The sequence below is a fragment of the Deferrisoma sp. genome, from assembly GCF_054681715.1.
Genome location: NZ_BAAHFQ010000016.1, coordinates 22,751 through 48,617, shown reverse-complemented (window position 1 = coordinate 48,617; position 25,867 = coordinate 22,751). Strand labels below are relative to the sequence as shown.

Sequence of the window (25,867 nt, the reverse complement as noted above, 5' to 3'; positions counted from 1 at the left end):
GGCCGGCGGGCCCCGGGTGGCCGTGGTGGGGGCGGGGCCGGCCGGGCTCGCGGCGGCCCGGGACCTGGCCTTGGCCGGGTGCCGGGTGACCCTGGTGGACGCGGCGGCCGAGCCCGGGGGCATGCTCGTCCAGGCGATCCCGCCGTTTCGGCTGCCCCGGGAGGCCGTGGCCGCGGACCTGGCGCCGATCCTGGCCCTCTGCGCCGAGGTGCGCCTCGGGACCCCGGTTCGCGACCCCGAGGACCTGGAGCGCCTCCGGGCCGGGCACGGGGCGGTCGTGCTGGCCCTCGGGGCCGGCCGGGGCCTGGGGCTCGGGGTGCCCGGGTGGGGCGGCGGCCGGTGCCTCGACGCCCTGTCGTTCCTGCGGGCCTTCTGCCGGGGGGACCCGCCGGCCCTTGCGGGCCGGGTCGTGGTGGTGGGGGGCGGCAACGTGGCCCTCGACGCGGCCCGGGCGGCCGTGCGCGCCGGGGCCGGCGAGGTCCTGGTGGTCTACCGCCGGGACGAGGCCCAAATGCCGGCCGATCCCGACGAGGTCGCCCGGGCCCGGGCCGAGGGGGTGGGGTTCCGGTTCCTGCGGGCGCCCGAGGTCGTGGAGACCCGGGGGGACCGGATCCTCCTGCGGCTCCGGGAGACGCGCCCCGCCCCCCGGGGGGAGCCCGTGGCCCCGGGGGCCCGCGTCGAGGAGCTCGGGGCCGGCTGGGTGCTGGCCGCCGTGGGGCAGGCGCCCGAGCACCCGTTCCTGCCCGTCGGCCTCCTGGACGGCCGGGGCCGCGTCCGCACGGGGCCCGGGGGCGAGGTCCCGGGCCTCCCCGGGGTGTTCGCGGCCGGGGACGGCGTAACCGGGCCGGGCTACCTCACCGAGGCCCTGGCCTCGGGCCGCCGGGCGGCCGCGTCCGCCCTGGCCCTCCTGGGCCTTCCGGCCTGGCCCCCCCCGGACTCGGTGCCCCTCCCCAGGGGGCCCGTGCCCGGCCGGGCGGCCACGCTGGCCCGGGCCTGCCTTCGCACGGCCGGGTGCGACCGGTGCGAGGTGTGCCGGCAGCTCTGCCCCGACCTCGCCATCACCCGCGACCCCGAGGGCCGGGTCGCGATCGACCTGGCCTGGTGCAAGGGCTGCGGCATCTGCGCCGCCTTCTGCCCCCGGGGCGCCATCCGGATGGTGGCCGAGGGGTAGGGGAGAGCGTTCGGCCGCGGCGGCCCGGCGGGAGCCCCTCGCAGGAAGCCCCCAGTTTGCTTTTCCGGCCGATTCCCTGTAGGGTGGCGCCACCTCGCTTCTGTGTGCCCCCGCCTGAAGCCCCTTTCCGCCGCCTGGCGGTTTCCCCCAAGAAAAGGAAGGTTGCTTGAGCTTTTCATCGTTTGGCCTCTCTTCGCCCGTGGCGAAGGGCGTGGCCGCCTGCGGTTTCGTCTCCCCCACCCCCATCCAACGGCGCGCCATCCCGCCGGCCCTCGAGGGCCGGGACGTGCTGGGCCTTGCCCAGACCGGCACGGGAAAAACCGCGGCCTTCGCCCTGCCGATCCTCGAGCGCCTGAGCCGGGGACCCCGGGGCCGGGTGCGGGCCCTGGTGATCGCGCCCACCCGGGAGCTCGCCGAGCAGATCCACGACGCGTTTCGGTCCCTGGGCCGGGCCACCGGGCTTCGGTGCGCCACGGTGTACGGGGGAGTGGGCATGGCCCCCCAGGTGGCCCGGCTCCGGGGCGGGGCCGAGATCGTGGTGGCCTGCCCGGGCCGGCTGTTGGACCACCTGGGCCGGGGCACCTGCGACCTCTCCGGCGTGGAGGTGGCCGTGCTCGACGAGGCCGACCGCCTGTTCGACATGGGGTTTCTGCCCGACGTCCGAAGGATCCTCGGCCGGCTCCCGGCCGGGCGCCAGACCCTTCTGTTTTCGGCCACCATGCCCCGGGAGGTCGGGCGGCTCGTGGGCGAGGTGCTCCGGGACCCCGTGACCGTGCGGGTGGACCCGGCCCCGGCCGCGGCCACGGTGACCCACGCCCTCTACCCCGTGCCGGGCCACCGCAAGACCCCGCTCCTCCTGGAGCTCCTGCGCCGGACCCCGGCCGGGTCGGTCCTGGTGTTCACCCGCACGAAGCATCGGGCCAAGCGGCTCGCGGAGCAGCTCGCCCGGGCCGGCCACCGGGCCGCCTCGCTCCAGGGGAACCTCTCCCAGGCCCGGCGGCGGGCCGCCATGGAGGGGTTTCGGTCCGGGAAGTTCCGTATCCTCGTGGCCACCGACATCGCGGCACGGGGCATCGACGTGGCCGGGGTGTCCCACGTGATCAACTACGACATGCCGGACACGGTGGACGCCTACACCCACCGCATCGGCCGCACCGGCCGGGCGAGCCGCACCGGCGACGCCTTCACCCTGACCACCCCGGACGACGCCGGCATGGTGCGGGCGATCGAGCGGGCCCTGGGGGCGGCCCTGGAGCGCCGCACCCTGGCCGGGTTCGACTACGGCGCGCCGGCGCCCCGGCCCGAGGGGGGCCGCCCGCGCCCCCGGCCGGACCGGGCGCGGCGGTGGCGGGGGGGACGGGCCGCGGCGCCGGCCCCGGCGGGGTGATCCGGTGGCCCTGCCCTGGGAGACCCTGGACCGGGTGGACACCCCCGAGGGCCCCCTGGAGCTCCGGTGCCGGGGGGGCCGGGACTACCTCATCACGGTGGCCGGCCGGGTGCTCATGTCGAGCGCGGCCCACCGGTCCGAGGTGGTTCTGGGGGAGCTGGCCTGCGAGGGCCTCGCGGCCCGGCCGGCCCCCCGGGTCCTGGTGGGGGGGCTGGGGATGGGCTATACGTTGCGGAGTGTCCTGGACCTCCTTCCGGCCTCGGCCCGGGTGGTGGTGGCCGAGATCAACCCGGCGGTGGTGGGGTGGTGCCGGGGTCCCCTGGCCGGCCTGACCCGCCGGGCGGTGGAGGACCACAGGGTCCGGGTCGAGGTGGCCGACGTGGCCCGGGTGGTGGCGAGGGCGCCGGCCGGGGGGTTCGACGCCGTGGTGTACGACCTCTACCAGGGGCCCCACCTCAGCGCCCGGCGCCGCGACGACCCCCTCTACGGCACCCGGGCCGTGGCCGCGGTCCGCCGGGCCCTGCGGCCGGGAGGCCGGTTTGCCGTGTGGGGCGAGGACCACGACCCGGGGTTCGAAAAGACCTTGCGGCGAGAAGGGTTTTCGGTGCGGGTCCACCGGCCGGTCACCGGGGCGCGGCGGCACGTGGTGTACCTGGGCACGGCGCCGGGCCGCGGAAGCCCGCCCGGGGCCTGATCCCGCGCCGGTCTGCCCCCACCCCCGCGGCCGCGGGGGTGGCGCGCTGGGCCGGAACCCTCCCCCTGGCGCGAGGAGGTGATCCCATGCGCTGGATCGACGCCCACACCTTGTCCGAAGTTCTCCCGTACGCAGATCTGGTTGGGGCCCTGGAGCGGATGTTCCGGGAGGGATGCCGGGTGCCGGTGCGGCACCACCACGACCTGGGGGAGGTGGACCGGGAGCGGGCCACCCTCCTTCTCATGCCGGCCTGGAGGGAGGGCGCGGCCTTGGGGGTCAAGGTCGTGAGCGTGTTCCCCTCGAACCGCGCCCGGGGCGAGCCCTCCGTGTACGGCACCTATCTCCTCCTGGACCCGAAGAGCGGCCGGCCCCTGGCGGCCCTGGACGGCACGGAGCTCACCCGGCGGCGCACGGCCGCGGCCTCGGCCCTGGCGAGCCGGTTCCTCGCCCGGCCCGACAGCCGCCGGCTTCTCGTCGTCGGGACCGGGGCGCTCGCCCCCCACCTGGCCCGGGCCCACGCCGGGGTCCGGCCCGTCAAGGAGATCCGGGTGTGGGGCCGGACCCCCGAGCGGGCCCGGGCGCTTGCGGAGCGCCTCGCGGCCGAGGGGTTCCCGGCGGTGCGGGAGCCCGACCTCGAGGCCGGGGTGCGGTGGGCCGACATCGTGACCACCGCGACCCTGGCCCGGGAGCCCCTGGTGCGGGGTCGGTGGCTCCGGCCCGGCGCCCACCTCGACCTCGTGGGCGGGTTCACCCCGGAGATGCGGGAGGCCGACGACGAGGCCGTGGCCCGGGCCCGGGTGTTCGTGGACACCCGGGAGGGCGCGCTCCGGGAGGCCGGGGACCTCGTGCAGCCCCTGCGAACCGGCGTGCTTCGGGCCGAGGACGTGGAGGCCGACCTCTTCGACCTCTGCCGGGGCCGGCACCCGGGCCGGCGGCGGGCGGCCGAGATCACCCTGTTCAAATCGGTGGGCACGGCCCTGGAGGACCTGGCCGCGGCCGCGCTGGCCTGGGAGCGGGTGGGGTGAGGGGTTCTGCCAATCGTCAAAGCTTCTGCCCGCTCTCCGACCGGCCCTGTTCCACCTGGATCTCCCGGACCACCTCGGCCTTGTCCAGGAAGATGTAGACCACCTGATTCTCGGTCTTGGTCTTTCCGAACAAGCTTCCCAGGTACGGGACGTAACTCGTCGCGTCGGCGCGGGCCTCCGAATACCCGTACACGAGAATCGTCCCCTCGGCCGTCTGCTTCACGCTCTGGGGTTCGCCCAGGATCTCGATCACCTGGACCCGGGTTGTTTTGCCCTTCTGGATCCGGTCCAGGTCTTCCTGGGCCACCCGGCGGCCCGAGGTGGTGGCGCAGGCGCTGAGGGCCAGGAGGGCGGCGGCGAGGAGGGTGGCAGCGCGGAACATCGGGGGCTCCTTCCGGCGGGGGCCGTGGCACGAGAAGCGGGCTCTTCCACCCCCACCCTCGCACAGGTTCCCCCGTTGTCAAATCCGCCCCCGGGGGGCGTCCCGGTCCGGGTCCGGGGCTCAGGGCGGGGCCGCCGCAAGGGGGATCACCACCCGGTCCAGGCGATCGGGACCGGCCCGGATCCGGGTCTCTCCCCGGAGGAGAACGGCGCCCGAACCCGAGGGGAGCTCGCCCTCGGCGACGAGCCGGTAGCGCCCCGGCGGCAGCCGGAGGTGGAACGACCCGTGGTACCCGCTCCGGGTCTCCGCCACCGGGGGCCCCGGGGCCGTCGCCCGGTACGCCTCCACCCGCACCCCCTCGACCCCCATCCCCCGGAACGCCGTTTTCCCCGACACCGTGGCCCGGCCGGGGCCCGACCCCTGGCACCCGGCGACGAAGAGGAGGACCCCGAACCCCGCCGCGAGCCCGCGCGCCGCCCTACGCCGCACCCGGGCTCCCTGCCGAGGCGGGGGGCCGGGCGCGGTCCGCCTTCTCCCGGACGTACAGGACCTTCTTGACCCGGGCCACCACGTTTCCCCCCCCGTCCCGTACCTCCACCGTGAAGGTGGGAAGCGCCTTTCGCCCACCCCGGGTTTCCTCCCGGATCCGTTCTAGCGCGTCCGGGTCCAGGCGGAACTCGGCCCGCACCGTGCCCCGACCGGGTTTCACGAACTCGATCTCGGCCGCCTTGTCCCACACCACGTAGCCCGGCCCCAGGTTGTGGATCAGCATGAGCATGTAGAAGGGGTCGGTCATGGCGTAGAGGCTGCCACCGAAGTGGGTGCCCACGTAGTTCCGGTTGAAGAACCGGTGGCGCATCTCCACGTCGATCTCCCGGTAATCGGGGCTCACCCGGCGCACCCGGATCCCGGCCCCGAGGAACGGGGGGTAGAGGTTCAAAAGCAGGCGAAGCAGGCGGTGATTCATGGAAGTCCTGTGGGCTGGAAAGCTGGAAGGCTCGAACGCTGGAACGCGGGAGGGCCGTTGATCCCGTCTTCCCGGTCCGTTCTGCAGCCGGACCGGGGCCTCCCGGCCGGCCCCCAAGGGTGCCGCATCGAAGGGGCGTTGCACAAGGGCCGGGGCGCTTGAAGGGGTGGGGGGCTTCGGCTACCATGCCGGGACGCTTTGCGGCGCCGGGCCCCTCTGGTCGGTCCGGCCGCGTTCCCGTTTTGACGAGCCCATGCGACGACCGTCCGACCGAGCGATCTTCCAGGCCCTCCTGCTCGCGGCCTGCTTTCTCCTCCTGGCCCGGCCCGAGCGGCTCTGGTCCTCGATCCCGCCGCGGTTGCCGGCGGAGATCGCGGCGCCGGTGTTCGCGCCCGTGGTGGCGCCCGAGCTGCCGCCCGTGGCCCAGGTGCTGGGCGACCGGGCCGAACAGGGGCTCCTGGAGGCGGCCAACGTGCGGCGCGAGGCGGGAGATGTGGGCCGGGGGGAAAACCTGGCCGCGGTGCTCGGTGCCGCGGGCGTGCCCGCGGCCGAGGTGCTCGCCTTCGCCAAGGCGCTCAAACCCGTCCTCGACCCCAAGCGCATGCGGCCGGGCGACGCCTACGAGGTCTGGGTGGGCCCGGAGGGGCGGCTCCTGCGGTTCGAGTACCGCCGAAGCCCGCTGGAGGTGTACCGGGCCGAGGCCCGGCCCGAGGGCGGCTGGCGGGCCTGGAAGGTGGACGTGCCCGTGGAGCGCCGCCAGAAGAGCCTGGTGGGCCGGGTGGAGGGGAGCCTGTACGAGTCGTTTCTGGCCGCGGGGGCCGACGCCGACCTCGTGATGGCCTTTGTGGAGCTCTTCTCCTGGGACGTGGACTTCACCCGGGAGACCCGGGAGGGCGACGAGTTCCGGGCCATCTACGAGCAACTCTGGGTGGGGGACGAGTTCGTGGGGAACGGCCGGATCCTGGCCGCCCAGTACCGGGGGCAGGCCGGAATCCACACGGCCGTGTACTACCGGTCGGACAAGACCGAGGGGTATTTCGACCCCGAGGGGCGAAGCGTCCGGAAGAGCTTCCTGCGCTCGCCGCTTCGGTTCACCCGGATCTCGAGCCGGTTCAGCCTGCGCCGCCGCCACCCGATCCTGAAGGTGGTCCGGCCCCACCGGGGCGTGGACTACGCCGCGCCCCGGGGCACCCCGGTGTGGAGCGTGGCCGACGGCACGGTCCGGTACGCCGGGTGGAAGGGCCAGGCGGGCAAGACCGTGATCGTGCGCCACAGCCGGGGATACGAGACCTATTACAACCACCTGTCCCGGTTCGCGCCGGGCATCCGCAAGGGGGTCCGGGTGCGGCAGGGCCAGGTGATCGGGTACGTGGGCGCGACCGGGCTCGCCACCGGGCCCCACCTGGACTTTCGGGTGAAGAAGAACGGCCGCTGGGTGAACCCCCTGACCGAAAAGTACCCGGCCGGCGACCCGGTGCCCAGGGCCGAGCGCGAGGCCTACCGGGCCTGGGCGGCCGAGTGGGTCGGGCGGCTCGAGGCCCTGGCCCCGGTTCTCGAGGTGGCTAAGGAGAACCGTCCGTGAGGGCCGTGGTCCAGCGGGTGAGCCGGGCCGAGGTGCGGGTGGGGGGCGAGGTGGTGGGCCGGATCGGCCGGGGCTTCCTGGTGCTGGTGGGGGTCGAGCCCGACGATACGGAGGCCGACGTGGCCTATGTCGCCGAGAAGGTGGCGGGCCTACGGGTGTTCGAGGACGCCCAGGCCCGCATGAACCTCGACCTCTCGGCCGTGGGCGGCGGGGTTCTCTTGGTGAGCCAGTTCACGCTCTTGGCCGACTGCCGGAAGGGCCGGCGGCCCTCGTTCACCGGGGCGGCCGAGCCGGGCAAGGCCGAGGCCCTGTACGAGGCCGTGGCCGCGCGGCTGCGGGGGCTCGGGGTGCCGGTGGAAACGGGCCGGTTCCGGGCCGAGATGGAGGTGGAACTCGTGAACGACGGCCCGGTGACCCTGCTCCTGGACTCCAAGCGCAGGTTCTAAAAACGGTCGCCGGTCGCCGGTCGTCGGTCGTCGGTCGGGTTTTGGGTGGACGAACCCTCGGCCCCTGTGGGGCCTCATGGCGGGGGACGGAACTGGGGTGCCCTCCCCCCGCGCGGCACATCGGAGGTGCCATCGTGTTCGCAGGAAAGAGCTGATGCGCGATACACGCCGGGGGGCTTGGCCTTCCAGCTTTCGAGCGTCCCAGCGTCCGAACGTCCTAGCGTCCTAGCGTCCCAGCATTTCCAACGTCCCAACGTTCAAACGGTGACCATGCTCCTGGGCCTTCTCTCCGACACCCATCTGGCCGAGCCGGACGACCGGCTCGAGGCCCTGCTTCGGGGCCCCCTGGGGCCGGCCGAGGTGCTCCTCCACGCCGGCGACCACACGGGGCCGGCCGTGGTGGATTACCTGGAGTTCGTGGAGCCCCGGCCCTATCACGGGGTGCTGGGGAACATGGACGGCCCCGGCCTGGGGGGGCGCCTGCCGCCCACCCGGGTCCTGGAGCTCGGGGGCTGCCGGGTGGGCCTGGTGCACGGGTGGGGGCCGCCGGCCGGGCTGGCCGAGCGGGTGGCCGAGGTGTTCCGGAACGAAGGCGTCCATCTCGTGGTGTTCGGCCACAGCCACGCCGCCGAGGACCGGACGATCGGCGGGGTGCGGTTCGTGAACCCCGGCTCGGCCTTCGACCGCCGGTGGGCCCCCCGGCGCACCGTGGCCCTGGTGGAGGTGGGGCCGGGCGGGGTGGGGCGGGTCGAGTTCGTGGAGGTGCCCGAGTGACCCGGAAGCTCCTTTGGGCCCCGTGGCGGATCGAGTACATCCGGGGCCCCAAGCCCGAGGGGTGCGTGTTCTGCTCGGCGCTCGCCGCGGGGGACGACCGGGCCCAGCTCGTGCTGCGCCGGGGCGAGCGGTGTTTTGTCATCCTGAACCGGTACCCGTACAATGCCGGCCACCTCATGGTGCTCCCCCAGCGCCACGTGGGGGGGATGGAGGACCTCACGGCCGACGAGGCCGCCGAGCTCTGGGCCCTGGCCGTGGAGGCCAAGGGGGTGCTCCAGGAGGCGCTTCGGCCCGACGGGTTCAACGTGGGCCTGAACCTCGGCCGGGCGGCCGGCGCGGGGGTGGCCGAGCACCTCCACCTTCACATCGTCCCCCGGTGGGTGGGCGACACGAACTTCCTGCCGGTGTTGGACGACGTCCGGGTCGTGAACCAGTACCTCGGCGACCTGTACGACGAGCTCCGGCGGATCTGGCCCGCCGGGGCCCCGAGTTACTGAACCCCTTCTGCGGGAGGCGCGCGCATGTTTCGGTTCCTGAAACGGGTGGTCCTTGCCGCGGTGATCGTGGCCGTGGCCCTGGTGGCGATCCAGCCCGAAAACCTCCAGGCCCTGGGCCAGACCATCCAGTTCCACGTGAAGCTCTGGGACCTGTGGCACCTCTACTCGACGCCGCCGTTCCCGGTGGCCCTGCTGTTTGGCGCCTTTTTCCTCCTGGGGCTCCTCGTGGCCGGGTTCCACGGGGTCTTCGAGCGGCTGGCCCGGCGGGCCGAGGTGCGAAAGCGCGACCGGCGCATCCGGGAGCTCGAGGCCGAGGTGGAGGCGCTCAAGAAACAGCTCGCAGAGATCCGGCCCCCGGCCGAGCCGCCGGCCCCGGCCGCCCCGGTCAAGGACGCCCCTCCCGCGGCGCCCCCGCCCGCCGAGGACGAACCCACCCTCTAGCCCGGAACCGCCATGCCGGCCGTCCCCGCCCCCAAGGCTCCCGGTGCCGCCAAGCTCACCCCGATGATGCGGCAGTACCTGGAGCTCAAGCAGGCCCACCCCGACTGCATCCTGCTCTTTCGGCTCGGCGACTTCTACGAGATGTTCTTCGAGGACGCCGAGGTGGCGAGCCGGGAGCTCGAGATCACCCTCACGAGCCGCGAAAAGGGCGAGAACGCCGTGCCCATGTGCGGGGTGCCCTGGCACTCGGCCAAGGGCTACATCGCCCGGCTCGTGGAGCGCGGGTACAAGGTGGCGATCTGCGAGCAGGTGGAGGACCCCCGGGAGGCCAAGGGGATCGTGCGCCGGGAGGTGGTGCAGGTCATCACCCCGGGCCTCGTGACCGACACCGAGATGATCGAGGCCAAGGAGGCCCAGTACCTGGCGGCCGTGGTGCCGGGCCGGCGCGCCGTGGGGTTCGCCTACGCCGACGTGACCACGGGCGCGTTCCGGATCGGGGAGGTTCGGACCTGGGAGGAGCTGGCCGACGAGCTGGGCCGCATCGGCCCCCGGGAGGTCCTGGTGCCCGAAGGCGAGGAGGTGCCGGCGGCCTGGCCCCGGGGCGTCGAGGTGACCCCGCGGCCGGCCGAGGAGTTCGACCGGCGGCGGGCCCGCAAGGCCCTGCGGGAGCACCTGGCCGGGGCCGACCTGGCCGGCTACGGGGTGGACGACCTGGGCGAGGGCATCCGGGCGGCGGCCGCCGTGCTGGCCTACGTGGCCGCCAACTACCCGAGCGCGCTCGCGAACCTGCGGGACGTGGGCCGCCACGCCTCGGGGGCCCATCTGGTGCTCGACGAGACCACCCTCCGGAACCTCGAGGTGTTCACCACGATCTCCGGGGGCCGGCGCGAGGGCACCCTGGTGCACCTGTTGGACCGCACCCGCACCCCGATGGGCGGCCGGTGCCTGCGGGAGTGGGTGGCGTTTCCCCTGCGGGACGTCGAGGCGATCCGCCGCCGCCAGGAGGCCGTGGGGGAACTCGTGCGCCGGGGCGACACCCGCCAGCGGATCCGGGAGGCCCTGAAGCAGGTCTACGACGTGGGCCGGCTCGCCGGAAAGGTGGCCATGGGCACCGCGAACGCCCGGGACCTGGTGGCGCTCCGGTCGTCCCTGGAGACGCTGCCCGCCCTCGCCGGGCTCCTGGAGGACGCCGACGCCGGGCTTCTGCGGGACCTGGGGGCCGATCTGGGCCCCCTGCCCGAGCTCACCGATCTTCTCGCCCGGGCCCTGGTGGACGACCCGCCCGTGGTTCTGACCGAGGGCGGCCTTCTGCGGGACGGGTTCGACTCCGAGCTCGACGAGTTGCGGCTCATCCAGCGGGACGGCCGGGGCTGGATCGCGGCCCTCCAAGCCCGGGAGCGGGAGCGCACGGGGATCGGGTCGCTCAAGATCGGGTTCAACAAGGTGTTCGGGTACTACATCGAGGTGACCCGGGCGAATCTCCACCTGGTGCCCCCCGAGTACGAGCGCCGCCAGACCCTGGCGAACGCCGAGCGGTTCGTGACCCCGGAGCTCAAGGAGATGGAGGCCAAGGTGCTGGGGGCCGAGGACCGGGCCAAGGCCCTGGAGTACCGGAGGTTCCTGGAGCTCCGGGACGAGGTGGCCGGGCACCTAGAGGCGCTCCAGACCCGGGCCCGGGCCCTGGCCGTGCTCGACACGGTGGCGGCCCTTGCCGAGGTGGCCGTGGAGCGCGGGTACGTGTGCCCCCGGGTCCACGAGGGGTTCGCCCTCGAGATCCGGGGCGGCCGGCACCCCGTGGTGGAGGCCGCGCTCCAGGGGGAGCGGTTCGTGCCCAACGACCTCGTCTTGGACGAGGACCAGCATCTGGCGATCATCACCGGGCCCAACATGGCCGGGAAATCCACGATCCTCCGGCAGACGGCGCTCATCGTGCTCCTGGCGCAGATGGGGTCGTTCGTGCCGGCCGAGTCGGCCGCGGTGGGGCTCGTGGACCGGATCTTCACCCGGGTGGGGGCCTCGGACGACCTGTCCCGGGGCCGGTCCACCTTCATGGTGGAGATGACCGAGACCGCGAACATCCTCCACAACGCCACGCCCCGGAGCCTCGTGGTCCTGGACGAGATTGGCCGCGGCACCTCCACCTTCGACGGGCTCTCCATCGCCTGGGCCGTGGCCGAGCACATCCACGACCTGGGGTGCCGGACCCTGTTTGCCACCCACTACCACGAGCTCACCGACCTGGAGCGCACGCTCAAGGGCGTGCGCAACTTCAACGTGGCGGTGAAGGAGTGGGAGGGCCGGGTCATCTTCCTGCGGCGGCTCGTGGAGGGCGGGGCCAGCCGGTCCTACGGGATCCAGGTGGGCCGGCTCGCGGGGCTGCCCGAGGCCGTGGTGGACCGGGCCGGCGAGATCCTCCGGAACCTGGAGGAGGGGGAGCTCGACGAGGGCGGAAAGCCGCGATTCGCGCTGCGCCACCGTGTGGCCGGCCCCCCGGGAGCCCAGCAGCTCGACCTCTTCGCCGCGGCCCGGGAGCGCCGGCTCGCCGGGTTCGCCCGGGAGGTGGCGGCCGTGGAGGTGGAGCGGTTGACCCCGGTGGAGGCCCTGGTGCGGCTCGATGAGCTCCGGGCCCGGGCCCGGGAGCTCCTGGCCCGGGAGGCAAAGGAATGAGGCGGTTTGGCCGGTGGGCGGTGGCCCTTGTCCTCACCCCCGCCCTGGCGGCGGCCTCGCCGGTGCCGGCGGTGATCGAGGCCTACCTCCACCAGCGGGAGGGGGACGCCGAGGCCGCGCTCCGGAGCCTCGAGGCCGCCCTCGACGAGGACCCGGCGTCGGCGTATCTGCGGGCGGAGATCGCCCGGACGCTGGCCCGGGAGCGCCGGTACGGCGAGGCCCTGGCCGTGGTGGACGAGGGGCTCTCCCGCCGGCCGGGGCACCCGGAGCTTCTGCTGCTTCGGGCCCAGCTCCTCCAGGTCATGAACCGAAGCGCCGAGGCGGCCCAGGCCGCGGCCGAGGCCGCCCGGGCCGGCGCGGGCGACCGGGCCTACGACCTGGCCGTCCGGATCCACGAATCCCAGGGAAGCCTGGAGGAGGCGGCGGAACTGGCGGCCCGGTGGGCCGAGGCGTCCGGTTCGGCCGACGCGTGGTTCGCGCGCGGGCGCCTCCTGGCCCGCCTGGCCCGGGCCGAGGAGGCCCGGGCCGCCCTCCGCCGGGCCCTCGACCGGGACCCCAACCACCGGGCGGCCCTCCGGGCCCTGGCGGCGCTCGAGGCCGAGGCCGGAAACGCACCGCAGGCCGAGGCCCTCTACCGCCGGGTGATCGAGGCGAACCCCCACGACGTGGAGGCCCGGTTCCGCCTGGGCCAGGTGCTCCTCAAACAGGGCCGGGTGGACGAGGCCCTGGAGGTGTTCGAGGCGGCCGAGCGCTGGAGCGGGGGGGACCCGTCGCTCCGGTTCCGGCTGGGGATCCTGCTCCTCCAGGAGGACCGGCCGGCCGAGGCCGAGACCGTGTTCCGCACCATGGCCCAGGCCCACGGCGAGGATCCCCGGGCCTGGTACCTCCTGGGGGTGAGCCTGCTGGCCCAGGAGAAGTACGCCGAGGCCCTGGAGGCTTTGGAAAAGGTGCCCGGGGACGCGGCCGAGTACCCCGACGCCCTGGTCCGCCGGGCCATCGCGCTCGAAAGCCTCGACCGGCCCGACGAAGCCCGGGAACTCCTGGAGGGCTGGCTCGCCGAGCACCCCGACGACGAGGAGGTCACCCTGGCGCTCGCCGGGTTCTGGGAGGACCGGGGGGAGTTCCGGAAGGCCGCCGACGTGCTGGAGGCCTACCTGGCCGAGCACGAGACCCAAAACCACCGGGTCTACTTCACCCTCGGGGTCCTCTACGACAAGATGAAGGACTGGCAGCGGAGCGTCGAGTACATGAAGCGCTCCCTGGAGCTCAACCCCGACGACCCCCACGCCCTCAACTACCTCGGGTACACCTACGCCGAGAAGGGCATCCACCTGGAGGAGGCCGAGCGGCTGATCCGGAAGGCCCTGGAGCTCAAGCCCGGCGACGGGTTCATCACCGACAGCCTCGGGTGGGTCTTTTACCAGCAGGGCCGGTACGAGGAGGCGGCCGAGACCCTCCGGAAGGCCTTGGAGGCCCAGCCCGAGGACCCGATCATCTGGGATCACCTGGGCGACGCCCTGCGCAAGCTCGGCCGCACCGACGAGGCCCGGGAGGCCTACCGCAAATCCCTGGAGTTCGCGCCCGACTCCGAGGCGGTCCGCCGCAAGCTGGAGGAGCTCGAGTGACCCGGCGGGCACTGGGGCTCGTGCTCGTCTTGGCCCTGGCCGCCTGCGGCCCCCGGTTCGTGCGGCCGGGGGCGGGGCCGGCCCGCGATCCGACCCCCTGGGTCGAGCGCCTCGGGGCCCTCGACCGCTCGCCCGGTCGGCTGCGGCTGGCCGGGCGGTTTCGTTCGGGCCCCCTGGGAAGCGCCCGGTTCGGGGCGGCCGTGGCCGAAGGGGAGGGCCTTCGGCTCGACGCCGCGGCCGGGCCCTTCGGCACCGCGGTCCTGTCGCTCGGGTGCCGGGGGGACCGGTGCCTCGCCTACCTCCCGGCCGAGCGCCGGGCGGTGGAACTCGACTCCGGGGGGCTGTGGTTCGCCCGGATCCTCCTGGGCCGGGTGCCCCGCGTGGGCCGGCCGGTGGGGGCCTGGGAGACCCCCGAGGGCGGGACCGTGCTCGTCTTCGCGGGCCCCGACGGGTGGACCGAGGAGGTGGAGTGGGAGCCGGGGGCCGGCCGGCCGGCCCGGGCCCGGTTCCTCCGGGACGGCCGGGTCGAGGCCGAGCTCTCCTGGGACGGCCGGGTCGCCGGGGCCGATTTTGCATACCCCGCCCACATCCGACTGAAGCTTCGGGAACCCTCTGCCGATTATGTACTGGAGGTTGAACGGGTGGAGCCCGCGGCCCAGATCGATCCCGAGCTCTTCGGGCTTCGGCTGCCGCCGGGCGTGCGCGTGGAACGGCCGGAGGAGACCGAAGCGTGGAAACCAACCCGAACGCCGCTGTGGTGGAGGGCGCCCCCGGGCTAGACCCCGCGGAACCCCACGATCCCCAGGGGCTCATGGGCCGCCGGGACTTCCGGGTCCTGGTGGTGGACGACTCGCCCGGGCTCCGGCGGGAGGTCCTCGACCTGCTCGCCCGGGTGGACTTCGTGGCGCAGGCCGACGAGGCCGGGAACGGGCTCGAGGGATTCAAGAAGGCCCTGGCCTCCCCCCCGGATCTCGTGCTCTGCGACCTCGTGATGCCCACGGTGGACGGGTTCAAGTTCCTGGGGCTCGTGCGGGCGCGGCCGGAACTCCGGGACGTGCCGGTGATCCTGCTGACCGGCGAGACCGACGTGGACACCAAGATCCGGGGCCTGGAGCTCGGCGCCAGCGACTACGTCACCAAGCCCTTCGACGCCGGGGAGCTCCTGGCGCGCATCAAGGTGCAGCTCAAGATCAAGGCCCTCCAGGACGCCCTCAAGGCCTCCAACGAGCAGCTCCGGCGCCTCTCCTCCACCGACCCCCTCACGGGCCTCTACAACCGCCGCCACTTCATGGGCGTGCTCGAGACCGAGTTCGAGCGCACCGACCGGTACGGCACGCCGCTTTCCTTCGTGATGTTCGACATCGACCACTTCAAGCGCCTCAACGACACCTACGGCCACCAGGCCGGGGACGACGTGCTCCGGGAGATGGGCCGGGTGGTCCGGGAGGCCATCCGGACCTCGGACGTGCCCGGGCGGTACGGCGGCGAGGAGTTCTGCGTGCTGCTGCCCCATACCGAGGTGGAGGGTGCCGCCGAGTTCGCCCGGCGGCTCCGGCTCACGGTGGAGAACCACCCGTTTCCCGCCCAGGGGGAGGTCCTGCGGGTCACCGCGAGCTTCGGGGTGGCCGCGTGTCCGTCGGCGGCGGTCGAACGGGCCCAGGACCTGATCGGGCTGGCCGACGAGGCGCTCTACCGGGCCAAACACGAAGGACGAAACCGCGTGGTGGTGAGGAAGCCATGAACTGCCCCCAGTGCCGACACGTGAACGCCCCGGAACGAAACTTCTGCGGGAGCTGCGGGTTCGCCCTGGCCTCGTTCTGCCCCCGGTGCGGGTTCCGGAACCTCTCGTCCGACCGGTTCTGCGGGGGGTGCGGGGGGGCGATGGCCGCCGCCCAACGGCAGGCGGAGCCGGCCCCTCGGCCCGCGGCGGTGGCCTCGCCCGCATCGTCGTCCCCGCCGCCGGCCGACGACGGGACCCTGGCCGAGCTCCTCCAGGCGGCCGAGGAGGCCACCCGGGCGGCGGAGGAACCCGAGGACGTGCGGGTCAGCCAGGACGACATCGACGCCCTGTTCGGAGAGTAGGCCGTGACCCAGGCCCTTCCCAAAAAAGTTGAGGCCCGGTTGGGCCAGCTCCTCGTCGAGGACGGGGCCCTCACCCCCGAGGAGCTCGAGCAGGCCCTCGCCGAGCGCCAGCACCGGGGGCTTGCCGGGAAGCCCCTGGGCAAGTTCCTCGTGGAGGCGGGGTACGTCAAGGAGAAGGAGTTCCTCCAGGCCCTGGGCCGCCAGTTCAACCTGGCCGTGATGGACCTGGAGGACGTGGAGATCCAGGACGACCTCACGGCCGAGGTGCCGGCCGAGTTCTGCCGCAGGCACCGGGTGATCCCGCTCTTTGCCATCGGCGACGAGGTTACCGTGGCCGTGGCCGACCCCACGAAGATCGAGGTCATCGATCTCGTCTCCGGCATGCTCAAGCGCCCGATCCAGCCGGTGCTCGCGAGCGAGACCCAGGTCCTCCAGGCGATCCACGCCCACTACCGAAGCGACGGCGAAGAGGACGAAGAGGGGGAGCGGGACGACTTCGTCACCCTGAGCCGGCTCGACGTGGACTCCGGCGGTGAGGGGGTCGACATCGAGAGCCTCCGGCGGGCCGGCGAAGAGGCGCCGATCGTCAAGCTCGTGGACAAGGTGCTGAAGCTCGCCGTGCGGGAGGGCGCGAGCGACATCCACATCGAGCCCGGCGAGGAAAATCTTCTCGTGCGGTTCCGGATCGACGGGGTGCTCCAGAAGCGGTTCGCGTTCTCGGTGCGGCTCGCCCCCGCGGTGGTGAGCCGGATCAAGATCCTCTCCGATCTCGACATCTCGGAGCGGCAGCGGCCCCAGGACGGCCGGATCCAGCTCAAGATGGGGGAGCGGGAACTCGAGTTCCGGGTGAGCGTGCTGCCGGTCTATTACGGCGAGAAGGTGGTCATGCGGATCCTCGACCGGGCCAGCGTGCGGGTGCGGCTCGAGGACCTGGGGTTTTCCCCCCGGAACCTGGAGATCTTCACGTCCCTGATCCGCCAGCCCAACGGGATCGTACTCGTCACCGGGCCCACCGGGAGCGGGAAATCCACCACCCTCTACGCGGCCCTGAACGCCATCAACTCCATCGAGAAGAACATCGTCACGGTGGAGGACCCGGTGGAGTACCAGATCCCGCTGATCAACCAGGTGGGCGTGAACCCCAAGCGGGGACTCACCTTCGCCGGCGCCCTGCGCTCGATCCTCCGGCAGGACCCCGACATCATCATGATCGGCGAGATCCGCGATCCCGAGACCGGCCAGATCGCCGGCGAGGCGGCCCTCACCGGGCACCTGGTGCTCTCGACCCTCCACACCAACGACGCCCCGAGTTCCATCACCCGGCTCGTGGAGATGGGGGTGGCCCCGTTCCTGCTGGCCCCGACGCTCCTGGGCGTTCTGGCCCAGCGGCTCGTGCGGCGGATCTGCCCCCAGTGCAAGGCGCCCTACGATCCCAAGCCGGCCGAGATCGCCGAGGCCGGGGCCGAGGCCCTGGTGGGCAAGGTGACCTTCTACAAGGGGAAGGGCTGCGGGTACTGCGGGGGAACGGGATACCGGGGGCGGACCGGGATCCACGAGGTGCTCAAGGTGGACGAGGCGATCCGGGAGCTCATCCTGGAGAAGGCGAGCACGGGCCAGATCCGACGGGCGGCCTACGCCACGGGCCTGCGGGATCTCCGGTTCGACGGACTGCGGAAGGTGGTGGCCGGCGTGACGACCCTGGCGGAGGTCATCCGGGTCACGAAGGCGGTGGAGTGAGCGATGAAGGCGGAGTACGTGAATGCGTTTCTCGCGCCCTCGGTGCGGGTGCTCGAGAAGATGGCCCGGACCCAGGTCAGGGTGGGGAAGCCCCGCCGGGTGGGGGACATGCTTCTGGACAACCGGGTCAGCATCCTGATCGGGGTCCAGGGGCGGCTCAACGGCTCGGTGCTCCTCACCGGGGAGAAGGATGTGGCCGCCAGGGTGTGCGAGCGCATGCTCGGCGCGCCCGTTTCCGGGCCCGAGGAGGTGCGGGCCATCTTGGCCGAGCTCGCCAACATGATCGTGGGGAACGCCACGGGCCACCTCTACGACCTGGGGATCCGGGAAGGCATCACCCCTCCGGCCGTGATGGAGGGGCCCGAGGTGAACCTGGGCTTTGGAGAAGGGATGGAGAGCGTTCTCCTGCCCCTCGAGACCGAGGCGGGCAGGCTCGACCTGGTGATTTCGCTGGCGCCCGAGGCGCCCTGAGCCGGCACGGCGGCGAGAAGGAGAGGAACCCATGACGAAACGGGCGATGGTGGTGGACGACAGCCCCTACATCCAGAAGGAGCTCACGAAGATCCTGGAGCGCCACGGCTGCGAGGTGGTGGCCACGGCCTCCAACGGGCTCGAGGCGGTCAAGAAGTACAAGGAACTCAAGCCCGACTTCGTGACCCTGGACCTCGTGATGCCCCAGATGGGGGGTATCCAGACCCTGGTGCTGCTCAAAAAGATCGACCCCGGGGCTACGGTGATCATGGTCAGCTCCATGTCGAGCAAGGACCAGATCGTGGAGTGCGCCAAGGCCGGGGCCAAGCACTACATCTTGAAGCCCTTCGAGGAGGAGAAGGTCGTCGAGGTCCTGAACAAGGTGGTGTTCGGGGCGGGGTGAGGCTTGCGACGGGTCGGAGGGCGCGGTACCTTTCGCAGCCCCTTTTCCCGCAACCGAACCAGGAGCACTGCGCGCCCATGTCCCGGATGCCCGCCCGCCGCCTGTTGGAGCCCTGCCTCCGGATCGACCGGATGGCCCAGACCCTGTACGCCCGCCTGGCGGACGCGACCGCGCAGCCCGAGCTTCGCGAGCTGTGGGAGGAGATGGGCCGGGAGGAGGCCGGGCACGTGGAGATCTGGGCCCGGGCCCTCGAGGCCTGGGGCAACGAGCCGGTCCCCCGGGTGTTCGATCTGCCCGAAGCCCTGCGCGGCGATCTGGAGGCCCTGGAACGCCAGGTGGCCGCGCTCTTGGACGGCGCGGCCCCGGCCGATGCCGGCGAGGCGTTCCTGACCGCGTTCCGGCTCGAGTTCTACCTGCTCGATCCGGCCATGGACGTCCTCCTCCTGCACGCGGCCGAGGTCTCGGCCCGCCCGGCCGACGCCGAGTACGCCAGCCACATCGAGCGGTTCGTGGAGGCCTTCGAGCGGCACCGGGGCCGGGACCCCATGGCCCAGCTCTCCGGGGAGATGATCACCCGGCTCTGGACCCAAAACCGGGTGATCGCCCGTCACATCAAGGCCCTGCACGAGCTCAAGACCTTGCTCCCCATCTGCGCCGGCTGCAAAAAGATCCGCGACGACGCCGGGTACTGGCAGCACCTGGAAACCTACCTCAAGACCCACGCCGGCCTGGAGTTCACCCACGGCCTGTGCCCCGACTGCGTAAAGACCCTCTACCCCGAGCTCGGCCCGGGATCGTCCGACAACGGGAAGACGTCTTGACGCGTCCCCAACCCCGGCTTACCAAATAACCCCCTCCGAGGGGATCCCCCGGTTCGTTCCTTCCCCCGTCGTTTCTCCAGCCAACAGGTTTTGCCCACCTCCGCCGATCTGGGGCGTCCCCTCCGGTGGTCGGCGCGGGGCGGGGCGGCGAACGGAGAAACGGGCCATGGCCTTGCGACAGGTTCCACGGATCGTGTGGGATCGGCTGCGACAGGGGTTCCGGGACCGTCCCCACAGCGAGGTGGCCGAGGCCGACCGGGCCCGCGCCGAGCGGGCCTTGGTGGGGGACGCCGTGGCCACCCAGGCCATGGGCGCCCTGGCGGGAGGTCCGTTCCTGGTGGCCTACGCGCTGGCATTGGGGGCCTCCGACCTGGCGGTGGGGATTCTGGCCGCCCTCGGCCCGCTCATGCAGTTCGTCCAGTTGCCCGCGGGTTTGTGGCTCACGAGGGTGCCGGGGACGAAGCGGGTGGTCCTGTGGGCGACGCTGCTCGCTCGCGCGTCGTGGCTCTGGGTCGCGCTCGTCCCCTGGGTGCTGCCCCCCGCGTTCCGGGTGCCGGCCCTCCTTGCCCTGGTGGCGGTATTCCACTGCTTCGGCACCGTCGGGGCCCTTGGGTTCAGTTCCTGGGTCCGCAACCTCCTTCCCGAGGAGCGGCTCGGGCGGGTCATGGGGCGGCGTCTGGGGATCTCGACGGCGGTGGCGGCCTGCGCGGGCCTCGCCGCCGGGTTCGCCGTGGACCTGGCGAGAAAGGCGGTGGGCGAGGGGCCCGCCCTGTCCGGCACACTGGTCCTGGCGGGCTCTTTCGGGCTCGCCAGCCTGTGGTTCCTGGCCGAGGTGCCAGAGCCCCAAGCGGAGTTCGGGGCCCCCTCGTCGGCCTGGCGCGCCCTTGCCGATCCGTTCCGCGACGCCCGGTTTCGGCGGGTGGTGGCCTTCACGGCGCTGTGGGGGTTCGCGGCCAACCTGGGAGCCCCGTTCTTCGCCGTGTACCTGTACCGGTCCCTGGGGTGGGGCGTGGGCCTCGTGGTGGCGGCCTCCGTGGTGAGCCAGCTCGTGAACGTGGCCTTCTACCCGCTGTGGGGGGCCTTGGCCGACCGGTTTAGCAACCGGGCCGTGCTGGCCGTGGCGGTTCCGGCGTACCTCCTCGTGTACCTCCTGTGGCCGTTCACGACCTTGCCCGACCCGCACCCGTTCTCGTTGCCCCTGGTGTTCGCGCTCCACGCCTTGGCCGGGGTGGCGACCGCCGGCACCAACCTTTGCGTGGGCAACCTCGTCCTCAAGGCGGCGCCCCGGGGGCGGGCTCCCACCTTCCTCGCGGCGAACGCCCTCGTGTCCGGCGCCGTGGCGGCCACGGCCCCCGTGCTGGCCGGCTGGGCCGGGAACCGCCTGGCGGGCGAAGCTATCGACGTGGAGATCCGGTGGGCCTCCCGGTTGCTCGACGCCCAGGGCGTCGTCCTGACGGCCAGCTTCCGAAACCTCGACTTCCTGTTCCTGGGCAGCGCGCTCGTGGGAATCGCGGCCCTCTGGGCCCTCCGGCGGGTGGAGGAGGCCGGGACCGTGGACGAGGCCGAGGTTCTCGAGGCCCTTCGGACCCGGGTGTTCCACGCCGTGCGGCACGTGTCCACCGTGGCCGGCTTGCGGGACCTGTTCTCGTTCCCCTACGCTCTGTACCTCCGCCTGCGCCCGAACCACCGTCCGAGCCCTGGACCCCAATAGGCGCGGGGGGGATAACGTTGGCGATTGTGGCGCGAAATGGGGGAGAAGGGGGGATGTCGCTCTTGGCCACTTGATTTCGGAGAACTCGTGCTGGCGATGGTTGGCCGCGTTCATGTAGGAGCGGAGGAGCGATGTCCGGCGAGAAGGATCTGGGGAAGTTGCTGGGGTCCCTGGCTCCGGTGCTGAGGGACGGGGAGTACGTGTTTTGCACGTTTCCGGGAGCGCGGTACGGGGACTATGCGGACCTGGAGCCGGTGGCGTCCGTCCTGGAGGCCGAGGGCCTGACGCTGGTCGTTCCCAAACCCAGGGCCGACGAAAGGGGCCTGGGGTATGAGGGCGTGTTCCGGTGGATCGCGTTGCGCGTCCACTCGAGCCTGGAGGCGGTGGGGTTGACGGCGGCGTTTTCGGGCAGGCTGGCCGAGCGCGGAATCAGCGCAAACGTGGTCGCGGGCTACCACCACGATCACATCTTCGTGCCGAAGGCGCAGGCGGAGGAAGCCCTGGAGGCCCTCGAGGAGCTTGCCCGGAGCGCCGACGAGCGGGGATGAGCCGGGAGCCGAGGGGCGGGCGACGGGGGAGGGCGGGGCCCAAGGTACCGCGGCCCGTCACGCCCCGGGCCGGCCGCCCGTGGAGACTCCCGGGGCAACCAAGCTCATGAGAAAAGCGGGGCCCCTTGGGGCCCCGCTTTGGTGTCGTGTGTCGGAACGGCCTACTTCTGGGCCACGGTCGCGGCCGGCGCCGGCGCCTGGGCGGTTTTCGGGGGCGCGTGATCGGGCATGGCCGACCAGACCATGAGCGCCAGGGCCAGGGCGGCGAGGGCCGCCGGGAAGAGCTTGCCGTTGTACCGGGCCGGATCGTAGTCGAGCCAGCCGTGGATCCGGTCCACCTCCCGAAGCACCTTCTCGTCCTTCTCCCCGCCGGTCACGAGGCTCACCACGATCGTCACGAACCAGGCGGCCGAGGCCGTGAAAATGGCGGCCACCAGGTGCCCCAGGGGCCCGAGGTTCACGAGCTGGAGCCCGAAGAGCTGGCCCTTGGTCCACCACAGCACCACCGAGAGCACCCCGCCCACCACCATGCCGGCGATGGCCCCGGCGCGGTTCGCGCCCTTCCACCAGATGCCGAGCACGAGCACCGGGGTGAAGGTGGAGGCCGAGACCACGTAGGCCCAGATGACGCTCGTGAGCAGGAACTCGGGCGGCCGAAGCGCGAGCAGGATCGTCACGATGCCGCCGAAGGCCGTGAAGAAGAGGCCCATTTTCACCTTCCGGCGGTCGTCGGCCTCGGGGAAGATGGTGGTATAGATGTCGTGGCCGATGCCGGTGCCGATCACCATGAGGAGGCCGCCCACGGTGGAGAGCCCCGCGGCCAAGGCGCCGGCGATGGGAAGGGCCGCCACCCAGGCCGGGGTGAAGGCCTGGCTCATGATCACCACGAGGAGGTCGGCCTCCTTGGGATCGATGGCGAGGCCCTGGGCGTTCAGTACCTTGGTGGTGTAGAGCTTGGCCGCGAACCCGATGGCGAAGGTGGTGAAGAACACGAGTCCGATGAAGAAGATGCCCCAGAGGGTGGCCTTTTTGCCCTCCCGCACGCTGGGCGCGGTGAAGTAGCGCATGGCGATGTGGGGCAGCCCGATCGTGCCGAGGGCCAGGCTCAGCACGATCCCGGTGTAGTACTTGAAACTGACGGGGATCTTGCCGCCCACCGTGGTGAACGGGTCGAAGTAGGTGGGGAGCGCCGCCACCATCTCGGGCACGAGCTTCGTGTACCCGAAGGGTGGGAACAGGGCTCCGGGGCCGGCGTTCAGCTTCCACAGGATGATGGAGGTGGGGAGCACCAGGGCGATCCCCATGATGATCGCCTGGAGGGTCTGGTTGTACGACAGGCCGTACATGCCGCCGATGGTGACGTAGAGGGTGACCACGATGCCGCCCACCACGAGCCCGGTGGTGTAGTCCCAGTGGAACATCACCTGAAACACGTTGCCGATGCCCTTCATCTGGCCCACCAAGTAGAGCTGGGCCAAGAGGATCATGCACAGCACCGAGATGATCTTCGCGGTGTTGCCGTAGCGCTCGCCGATGAACTGCATGCTGGTGAACTTGCCCCATCGCCTAAGGCTCGGCGCCACGCTCACGGAGATCAGCACGAACCCGCCGAGCCAGCTCATCACGAAGGCCACGAGAAGGAACTGGAGCTTCCACAAGAGCGCCGTGAACCCCAGAAATGTGGCGAGGCTCATGTAGTTGGAGGTCATGGCGAGCCCGTTCGAAAGGGCCCCGATGCCCCGGCCCGCCGTGTAGTAGTCGTCCGAGGTGGCGACCCGGCGCTTCGACCACCAGCCCACCCACAGGAACAGGGTGACCATGGCCAGGGTGTACACGAGGCCCAGGGTCGAGAGGCTCTGGGTGGGTTCGAACGTGTAGGTCTGCGTGCCGTCGGCCGCCCAGGCCGCGGCGGGGGCCAGGGGCAGGGCGGCGGGCAGGGCCCTTCGGATCGCGCGGCTCATCGCTCCCCTCCCGCGGCCGCCCGGGCCTCGACCTCGGCCGTGCGGCGGCTCGTCTCCACGATCTCCTGGTCGATCTTCTCGCTCACCCGGATGTAGAGGGCGTACAAGGGCATCAGGACCACCCAGCCCAGGAACAGGGTGAGGAAGTAGTGGGCCGGGAACCCGAACATCTCGATCTCGGTCAGCTTCGGAAACCAGAAATACAGCGGGTAGATGTGGGTCAGGAACGCCGCGACCACGAACGCGGTCAGGGCGAGCCAGCACTCCTTGCGGTACGCCGAACGCATGGGATCTCTCCTTCCCTCCTAGAAACGGCGGAATCCTAGGGTGTCGAAATCCGAGCAACAAACGCCCCCTGTGCGGCGTCCGCCCGGGCCGGAGCCGCCATCAACCGACCAAACGTTGGGTCGAAAAAGGGGCCGAAAGGATGGGGCGGCCCCGGCCGTGGGCCGCCCCGGAGTCGGTGGGATCAGGCGGTCTTGCCGAGCTTGCGCTCCTCCTCCATCTTGCGGAGCTCGACCCGCCGGATCTTTCCGGACACGGTCTTGGGGAGATCCTTCACGAACTCGATCTCCCGCGGGTACTTGTAGGGCGCGGTCTCCTTCTTCACGTGCTCCTGGAGTTCCTTCACGAGCTCGTCCGAGGGCTCAAACCCCGGAGCCAGGATGACGAAGGCCTTGACGATGGTGCCCCGCAGGGGGTCCGGGGAGCCCACCACCGCGCTCTCGGCCACGGCGGGGTGGCTCTGCAGGGCGCTCTCCACCTCGAAGGGCCCGATCCGGTACCCGGACGCCTTGATCACGTCGTCGGCCCGGCCCACGAACCAGAAGTACCCTTCCTCGTCCTTGTAGGCCTTGTCGCCGGTGTAGTACCAGTCGCCCACGAACGCCTCGGCCGTGGCCTCCTCGTTCTTCCAGTACCCCTTGAAGAGCCCCACCGGGTGCTCGGGCTTCACCTTGACCGCGATGTGGCCCTCCTCGCCCACGGGCACGGGGTTGCCGTCGTCGTCCACCACCTCCACGTGGAAGCCAGGGGTGGGCTTGCCCATGGAGCCGAACTTCACCGGCATGCAGGGGTAGTTGGCGATGAGGTTCACGGTCTCGGTCTGGCCGAACCCGTCGTAGATCGTGGTGCCGGTGTGCTCCTTCCAGACCTTGATCACCTCGGGGTTCAGGGGTTCCCCGGCCGAGCAGGAGTGGCGGATGCTGGAGAGGTCGTACTGCGCGAGATCCTCGAGGATCAGCATCCGGTAGGCCGTGGGCGGGGCGCAGAACGTGGTGACCCCGCACTTCTCGATGAGCTTGAGGTGGGTTTTGGCGTCGAACTTGCCGGAGGCGTCGTGGACCATGACGGCCGCCCCGATCTGCCACTGGCCGAAGAGCTTGCCCCAGGCGGCCTTGGCCCAGCCGGTGTCCGACAGGGTCCAGTGGAGGTCCGTGGGCTTCAGGTCCTGCCAGAACTTGGCCGTGATGATGTGGCCGATGCCGTAGGAGGCCTGGGTGTGGGGCACCATCTTGGGATACTTGGTGGTGCCCGAGGTGAAGTAGATGAGCATGATGTCGTCCGACCGCGTGGGCTCCACCTCGCTGCGGTCGAGCTTGGGCGAGGCCTTGGCCATCAGGTCCTCGAACGAGAGCCAGCCCTCGGCCGGGCCGCCCACCGCGATGGTGTGCTTCATGGTGGGGCACTCGCCCCGCACGGCGTCGAGCTTTTCCACGTGCTCGTACCACATTACGGCGCCCGAGGCCTCGGCCTGGTTCACCCGGTAGCGCACGTCGTTGGGCACAAGGATGTTGGGGGAGGGCAGCGGGATCACGCCGAGCTTGAAGCTCCCGAGCATCACCGCGTACCACTCCACGATCCGGGGCACCATCACGAAGAGCCGGTCGCCCTTCTTGAACCCGAGGTCCCGGAGCACGTTGGCGAACCGGTTCGAGAGCTGCATCAGATCGAAGAAGCTGTACTTGCGGATGTCCTCGCCGGTGCGGTCGGCCCACACCATGGCGAGCTTCGAACGGTCCTGGGCCCAGCGGTCGATGACGTCGAACCCATAGTTGAAGTACTCGGGCACGTTCAGCCGGAACGTCCGGCAAACCTCGTCATAATCGGCCATGTTGGGCCCGTTGAGATTCACCGGAATGTTGTCGTAGGGGGTCACAAGGTCCATGGCATCTCCTCCGCGATGGGTGTTGGGCCGGCCCACCAAAACAGGTGAAAAGCGTTCACGGTGGCAGAACATAGCACGCCGGTTTCCCAGGGTCAACACCAAAATTCAGTTTGAGTGAAATTTCTTCAGTAGAAATAAAACGCGGTGTGTGTATTTTCAAACAACCGGTCGGTGGGCGGCTCCCCGCAGGGGAAGTTGCACGCCGCGAGGAGTCCGGGTGGCCGAGGGGCCGCCGGCCCGGGTCCGGTGGCGGCGGGGAGGCGGTTTTGCTAAAAGGTACGCAGGGGTCCTGCCCGGCGGGGTCGCCG

At 71.8% G+C, this 25,867-nt stretch carries 26 protein-coding genes; 20 read left to right on the top strand and 6 right to left on the bottom strand.

Translation table 11 applies throughout. The annotated features are described in order from the left end of the window. The 4 genes from ACY0I8_RS04465 to lhpI form a co-directional block, all read left to right on the top strand. Nucleotides 1-1,171 (top strand): FAD-dependent oxidoreductase (locus tag ACY0I8_RS04465; RefSeq protein WP_461393760.1); only part of this gene is annotated, 1,171 nt, incomplete at its 5' end. Between the two features lie 166 nt (nt 1,172-1,337). After that, nucleotides 1,338-2,558: a DEAD/DEAH box helicase gene (locus ACY0I8_RS04460; protein ID WP_461393759.1), complete on the top strand. Its 1,221-nt coding sequence runs from the start codon at nt 1,338-1,340 to the stop codon at nt 2,556-2,558. A gap of 4 nt (nt 2,559-2,562) precedes the next feature. Next, entirely contained in the window at nt 2,563-3,252 is a 690-nt protein-coding gene (locus ACY0I8_RS04455) for a spermidine synthase (protein WP_461393758.1), read from the top strand. 86 nt (nt 3,253-3,338) lie between these two features. After that, a complete protein-coding gene (lhpI, locus tag ACY0I8_RS04450; protein WP_461393757.1) occupies nt 3,339-4,277 on the top strand; it encodes a bifunctional Delta(1)-pyrroline-2-carboxylate/Delta(1)-piperideine-2-carboxylate reductase in 939 nt (312 codons plus the stop codon). A 16-nt stretch (nt 4,278-4,293) separates the two neighbouring features. On the opposite strand, the gene bamE is transcribed toward lhpI, so the two are convergent. The 3 genes from bamE to ACY0I8_RS04435 all read right to left on the bottom strand — a co-directional run bounded on the left by bamE (nt 4,294) and on the right by ACY0I8_RS04435 (nt 5,626). Next, complete coding sequence (gene bamE / locus ACY0I8_RS04445; RefSeq protein ID WP_461393756.1) at nt 4,294-4,659, bottom strand: outer membrane protein assembly factor BamE domain-containing protein; 366 nt, start codon at nt 4,657-4,659, stop codon at nt 4,294-4,296. 120 nt (nt 4,660-4,779) lie between these two features. Further along, nucleotides 4,780-5,148, bottom strand: a complete 369-nt coding sequence (locus tag ACY0I8_RS04440; protein ID WP_461393755.1) for a hypothetical protein — start codon at nt 5,146-5,148, stop codon at nt 4,780-4,782. After that, nucleotides 5,138-5,626: a DUF4442 domain-containing protein gene (locus ACY0I8_RS04435; RefSeq protein ID WP_461393754.1), complete on the bottom strand. Its 489-nt coding sequence runs from the start codon at nt 5,624-5,626 to the stop codon at nt 5,138-5,140. Before ACY0I8_RS04435 ends, ACY0I8_RS04440 begins: the two co-directional genes overlap by 11 nt. A gap of 253 nt (nt 5,627-5,879) precedes the next feature. Here ACY0I8_RS04435 and ACY0I8_RS04430 point away from each other — a divergent pair, with 253 nt between their 5' ends. The 16 genes from ACY0I8_RS04430 to ACY0I8_RS04355 all read left to right on the top strand — a co-directional run bounded on the left by ACY0I8_RS04430 (nt 5,880) and on the right by ACY0I8_RS04355 (nt 21,431). Further along, nucleotides 5,880-7,208, top strand: coding sequence for a peptidoglycan DD-metalloendopeptidase family protein (locus ACY0I8_RS04430; RefSeq protein WP_461393753.1), 1,329 nt, complete (start codon nt 5,880-5,882; stop codon nt 7,206-7,208). Next, complete coding sequence (gene dtd / locus ACY0I8_RS04425; protein WP_461393752.1) at nt 7,205-7,654, top strand: D-aminoacyl-tRNA deacylase; 450 nt, start codon at nt 7,205-7,207, stop codon at nt 7,652-7,654. Before ACY0I8_RS04430 ends, dtd begins: the two co-directional genes overlap by 4 nt. A gap of 270 nt (nt 7,655-7,924) precedes the next feature. Continuing rightward, on the top strand, nt 7,925-8,428 hold the full coding sequence (locus ACY0I8_RS04420) for a metallophosphoesterase family protein (RefSeq protein WP_461393751.1): 504 nt from the start codon (nt 7,925-7,927) through the stop codon (nt 8,426-8,428). Beyond that, a complete protein-coding gene (locus ACY0I8_RS04415) occupies nt 8,425-8,925 on the top strand; it encodes an HIT family protein (RefSeq protein ID WP_461393750.1) in 501 nt (166 codons plus the stop codon). The genes ACY0I8_RS04420 and ACY0I8_RS04415 overlap by 4 nt, the downstream gene beginning before the upstream one ends. 24 nt (nt 8,926-8,949) lie before the next feature. Then, nucleotides 8,950-9,366, top strand: a complete 417-nt coding sequence (locus ACY0I8_RS04410) for a LapA family protein (protein WP_461393749.1) — start codon at nt 8,950-8,952, stop codon at nt 9,364-9,366. A gap of 12 nt (nt 9,367-9,378) precedes the next feature. Further along, complete coding sequence (gene mutS, locus ACY0I8_RS04405) at nt 9,379-12,033, top strand: DNA mismatch repair protein MutS (protein ID WP_461393748.1); 2,655 nt, start codon at nt 9,379-9,381, stop codon at nt 12,031-12,033. Continuing rightward, complete coding sequence (locus ACY0I8_RS04400) at nt 12,030-13,658, top strand: tetratricopeptide repeat protein (RefSeq protein ID WP_461393747.1); 1,629 nt, start codon at nt 12,030-12,032, stop codon at nt 13,656-13,658. Before mutS ends, ACY0I8_RS04400 begins: the two co-directional genes overlap by 4 nt. Beyond that, entirely contained in the window at nt 13,655-14,437 is a 783-nt protein-coding gene (locus tag ACY0I8_RS04395; protein ID WP_461393746.1) for a hypothetical protein, read from the top strand. The genes ACY0I8_RS04400 and ACY0I8_RS04395 overlap by 4 nt, the downstream gene beginning before the upstream one ends. Next, a complete protein-coding gene (locus ACY0I8_RS04390; protein WP_461393745.1) occupies nt 14,389-15,399 on the top strand; it encodes a diguanylate cyclase in 1,011 nt (336 codons plus the stop codon). The genes ACY0I8_RS04395 and ACY0I8_RS04390 overlap by 49 nt, the downstream gene beginning before the upstream one ends. After that, nucleotides 15,396-15,740: a double zinc ribbon domain-containing protein gene (locus ACY0I8_RS04385; RefSeq protein WP_461393744.1), complete on the top strand. Its 345-nt coding sequence runs from the start codon at nt 15,396-15,398 to the stop codon at nt 15,738-15,740. Before ACY0I8_RS04390 ends, ACY0I8_RS04385 begins: the two co-directional genes overlap by 4 nt. Nucleotides 15,741-15,743: 3 nt before the next feature. After that, complete coding sequence (locus tag ACY0I8_RS04380) at nt 15,744-17,477, top strand: GspE/PulE family protein (protein WP_461393743.1); 1,734 nt, start codon at nt 15,744-15,746, stop codon at nt 17,475-17,477. 3 nt (nt 17,478-17,480) lie between these two features. Beyond that, nucleotides 17,481-17,948 carry a chemotaxis protein CheX gene (locus tag ACY0I8_RS04375; RefSeq protein ID WP_461393742.1) on the top strand — a complete coding sequence of 156 codons (468 nt, stop codon included), beginning with the start codon at nt 17,481-17,483 and terminating at the stop codon, nt 17,946-17,948. 31 nt (nt 17,949-17,979) lie between these two features. Further along, nucleotides 17,980-18,351 carry a response regulator gene (locus tag ACY0I8_RS04370; RefSeq protein ID WP_461393741.1) on the top strand — a complete coding sequence of 124 codons (372 nt, stop codon included), beginning with the start codon at nt 17,980-17,982 and terminating at the stop codon, nt 18,349-18,351. Nucleotides 18,352-18,428: 77 nt separating this feature from the next. Next, nucleotides 18,429-19,172 (top strand): hypothetical protein, encoded by a 744-nt coding sequence (locus tag ACY0I8_RS04365; RefSeq protein ID WP_461393740.1) that lies wholly within the window; start codon nt 18,429-18,431, stop codon nt 19,170-19,172. Between the two features lie 166 nt (nt 19,173-19,338). Then, complete coding sequence (locus ACY0I8_RS04360; protein ID WP_461393739.1) at nt 19,339-20,883, top strand: MFS transporter; 1,545 nt, start codon at nt 19,339-19,341, stop codon at nt 20,881-20,883. Nucleotides 20,884-21,014: 131 nt separating this feature from the next. Then, complete coding sequence (locus ACY0I8_RS04355; protein ID WP_461393738.1) at nt 21,015-21,431, top strand: ACT domain-containing protein; 417 nt, start codon at nt 21,015-21,017, stop codon at nt 21,429-21,431. A 161-nt stretch (nt 21,432-21,592) separates the two neighbouring features. Here ACY0I8_RS04355 and ACY0I8_RS04350 read toward each other — a convergent pair whose 3' ends face one another. The 3 genes from ACY0I8_RS04350 to ACY0I8_RS04340 form a co-directional block, all read right to left on the bottom strand. Beyond that, nucleotides 21,593-23,392 carry a solute symporter family protein gene (locus tag ACY0I8_RS04350; protein ID WP_461393737.1) on the bottom strand — a complete coding sequence of 600 codons (1,800 nt, stop codon included), beginning with the start codon at nt 23,390-23,392 and terminating at the stop codon, nt 21,593-21,595. Further along, nucleotides 23,389-23,679 carry a sodium/substrate symporter small subunit gene (locus ACY0I8_RS04345; RefSeq protein ID WP_459939833.1) on the bottom strand — a complete coding sequence of 97 codons (291 nt, stop codon included), beginning with the start codon at nt 23,677-23,679 and terminating at the stop codon, nt 23,389-23,391. The genes ACY0I8_RS04350 and ACY0I8_RS04345 overlap by 4 nt, the downstream gene beginning before the upstream one ends. 182 nt (nt 23,680-23,861) lie before the next feature. Next, complete coding sequence (locus ACY0I8_RS04340; protein WP_461393736.1) at nt 23,862-25,559, bottom strand: acyl-CoA synthetase; 1,698 nt, start codon at nt 25,557-25,559, stop codon at nt 23,862-23,864. Nucleotides 25,560-25,867 lie beyond the last annotated feature (308 nt).

What these genes read in the sequence shown, in the direction of transcription:
- lhpI (WP_461393757.1), top strand. Translation starts at nt 3,339, where the DNA reads ATGCGCTGGATCGACGCCCACACCTTGTCCGAAGTTCTCCCGTACGCA.
- bamE (WP_461393756.1), bottom strand. Translation starts at nt 4,659, where the DNA reads ATGTTCCGCGCTGCCACCCTCCTCGCCGCCGCCCTCCTGGCCCTCAGC.
- ACY0I8_RS04435 (WP_461393754.1), bottom strand. Translation starts at nt 5,626, where the DNA reads ATGAATCACCGCCTGCTTCGCCTGCTTTTGAACCTCTACCCCCCGTTC.
- ACY0I8_RS04430 (WP_461393753.1), top strand. Translation starts at nt 5,880, where the DNA reads ATGCGACGACCGTCCGACCGAGCGATCTTCCAGGCCCTCCTGCTCGCG.
- ACY0I8_RS04420 (WP_461393751.1), top strand. Translation starts at nt 7,925, where the DNA reads ATGCTCCTGGGCCTTCTCTCCGACACCCATCTGGCCGAGCCGGACGAC.
- ACY0I8_RS04410 (WP_461393749.1), top strand. Translation starts at nt 8,950, where the DNA reads ATGTTTCGGTTCCTGAAACGGGTGGTCCTTGCCGCGGTGATCGTGGCC.
- mutS (WP_461393748.1), top strand. Translation starts at nt 9,379, where the DNA reads ATGCCGGCCGTCCCCGCCCCCAAGGCTCCCGGTGCCGCCAAGCTCACC.
- ACY0I8_RS04400 (WP_461393747.1), top strand. Translation starts at nt 12,030, where the DNA reads ATGAGGCGGTTTGGCCGGTGGGCGGTGGCCCTTGTCCTCACCCCCGCC.
- ACY0I8_RS04385 (WP_461393744.1), top strand. Translation starts at nt 15,396, where the DNA reads ATGAACTGCCCCCAGTGCCGACACGTGAACGCCCCGGAACGAAACTTC.
- ACY0I8_RS04375 (WP_461393742.1), top strand. Translation starts at nt 17,481, where the DNA reads ATGAAGGCGGAGTACGTGAATGCGTTTCTCGCGCCCTCGGTGCGGGTG.
- ACY0I8_RS04370 (WP_461393741.1), top strand. Translation starts at nt 17,980, where the DNA reads ATGACGAAACGGGCGATGGTGGTGGACGACAGCCCCTACATCCAGAAG.
- ACY0I8_RS04365 (WP_461393740.1), top strand. Translation starts at nt 18,429, where the DNA reads ATGTCCCGGATGCCCGCCCGCCGCCTGTTGGAGCCCTGCCTCCGGATC.
- ACY0I8_RS04360 (WP_461393739.1), top strand. Translation starts at nt 19,339, where the DNA reads ATGGCCTTGCGACAGGTTCCACGGATCGTGTGGGATCGGCTGCGACAG.
- ACY0I8_RS04355 (WP_461393738.1), top strand. Translation starts at nt 21,015, where the DNA reads ATGTCCGGCGAGAAGGATCTGGGGAAGTTGCTGGGGTCCCTGGCTCCG.
- ACY0I8_RS04350 (WP_461393737.1), bottom strand. Translation starts at nt 23,392, where the DNA reads ATGAGCCGCGCGATCCGAAGGGCCCTGCCCGCCGCCCTGCCCCTGGCC.
- ACY0I8_RS04345 (WP_459939833.1), bottom strand. Translation starts at nt 23,679, where the DNA reads ATGCGTTCGGCGTACCGCAAGGAGTGCTGGCTCGCCCTGACCGCGTTC.
- ACY0I8_RS04340 (WP_461393736.1), bottom strand. Translation starts at nt 25,559, where the DNA reads ATGGACCTTGTGACCCCCTACGACAACATTCCGGTGAATCTCAACGGG.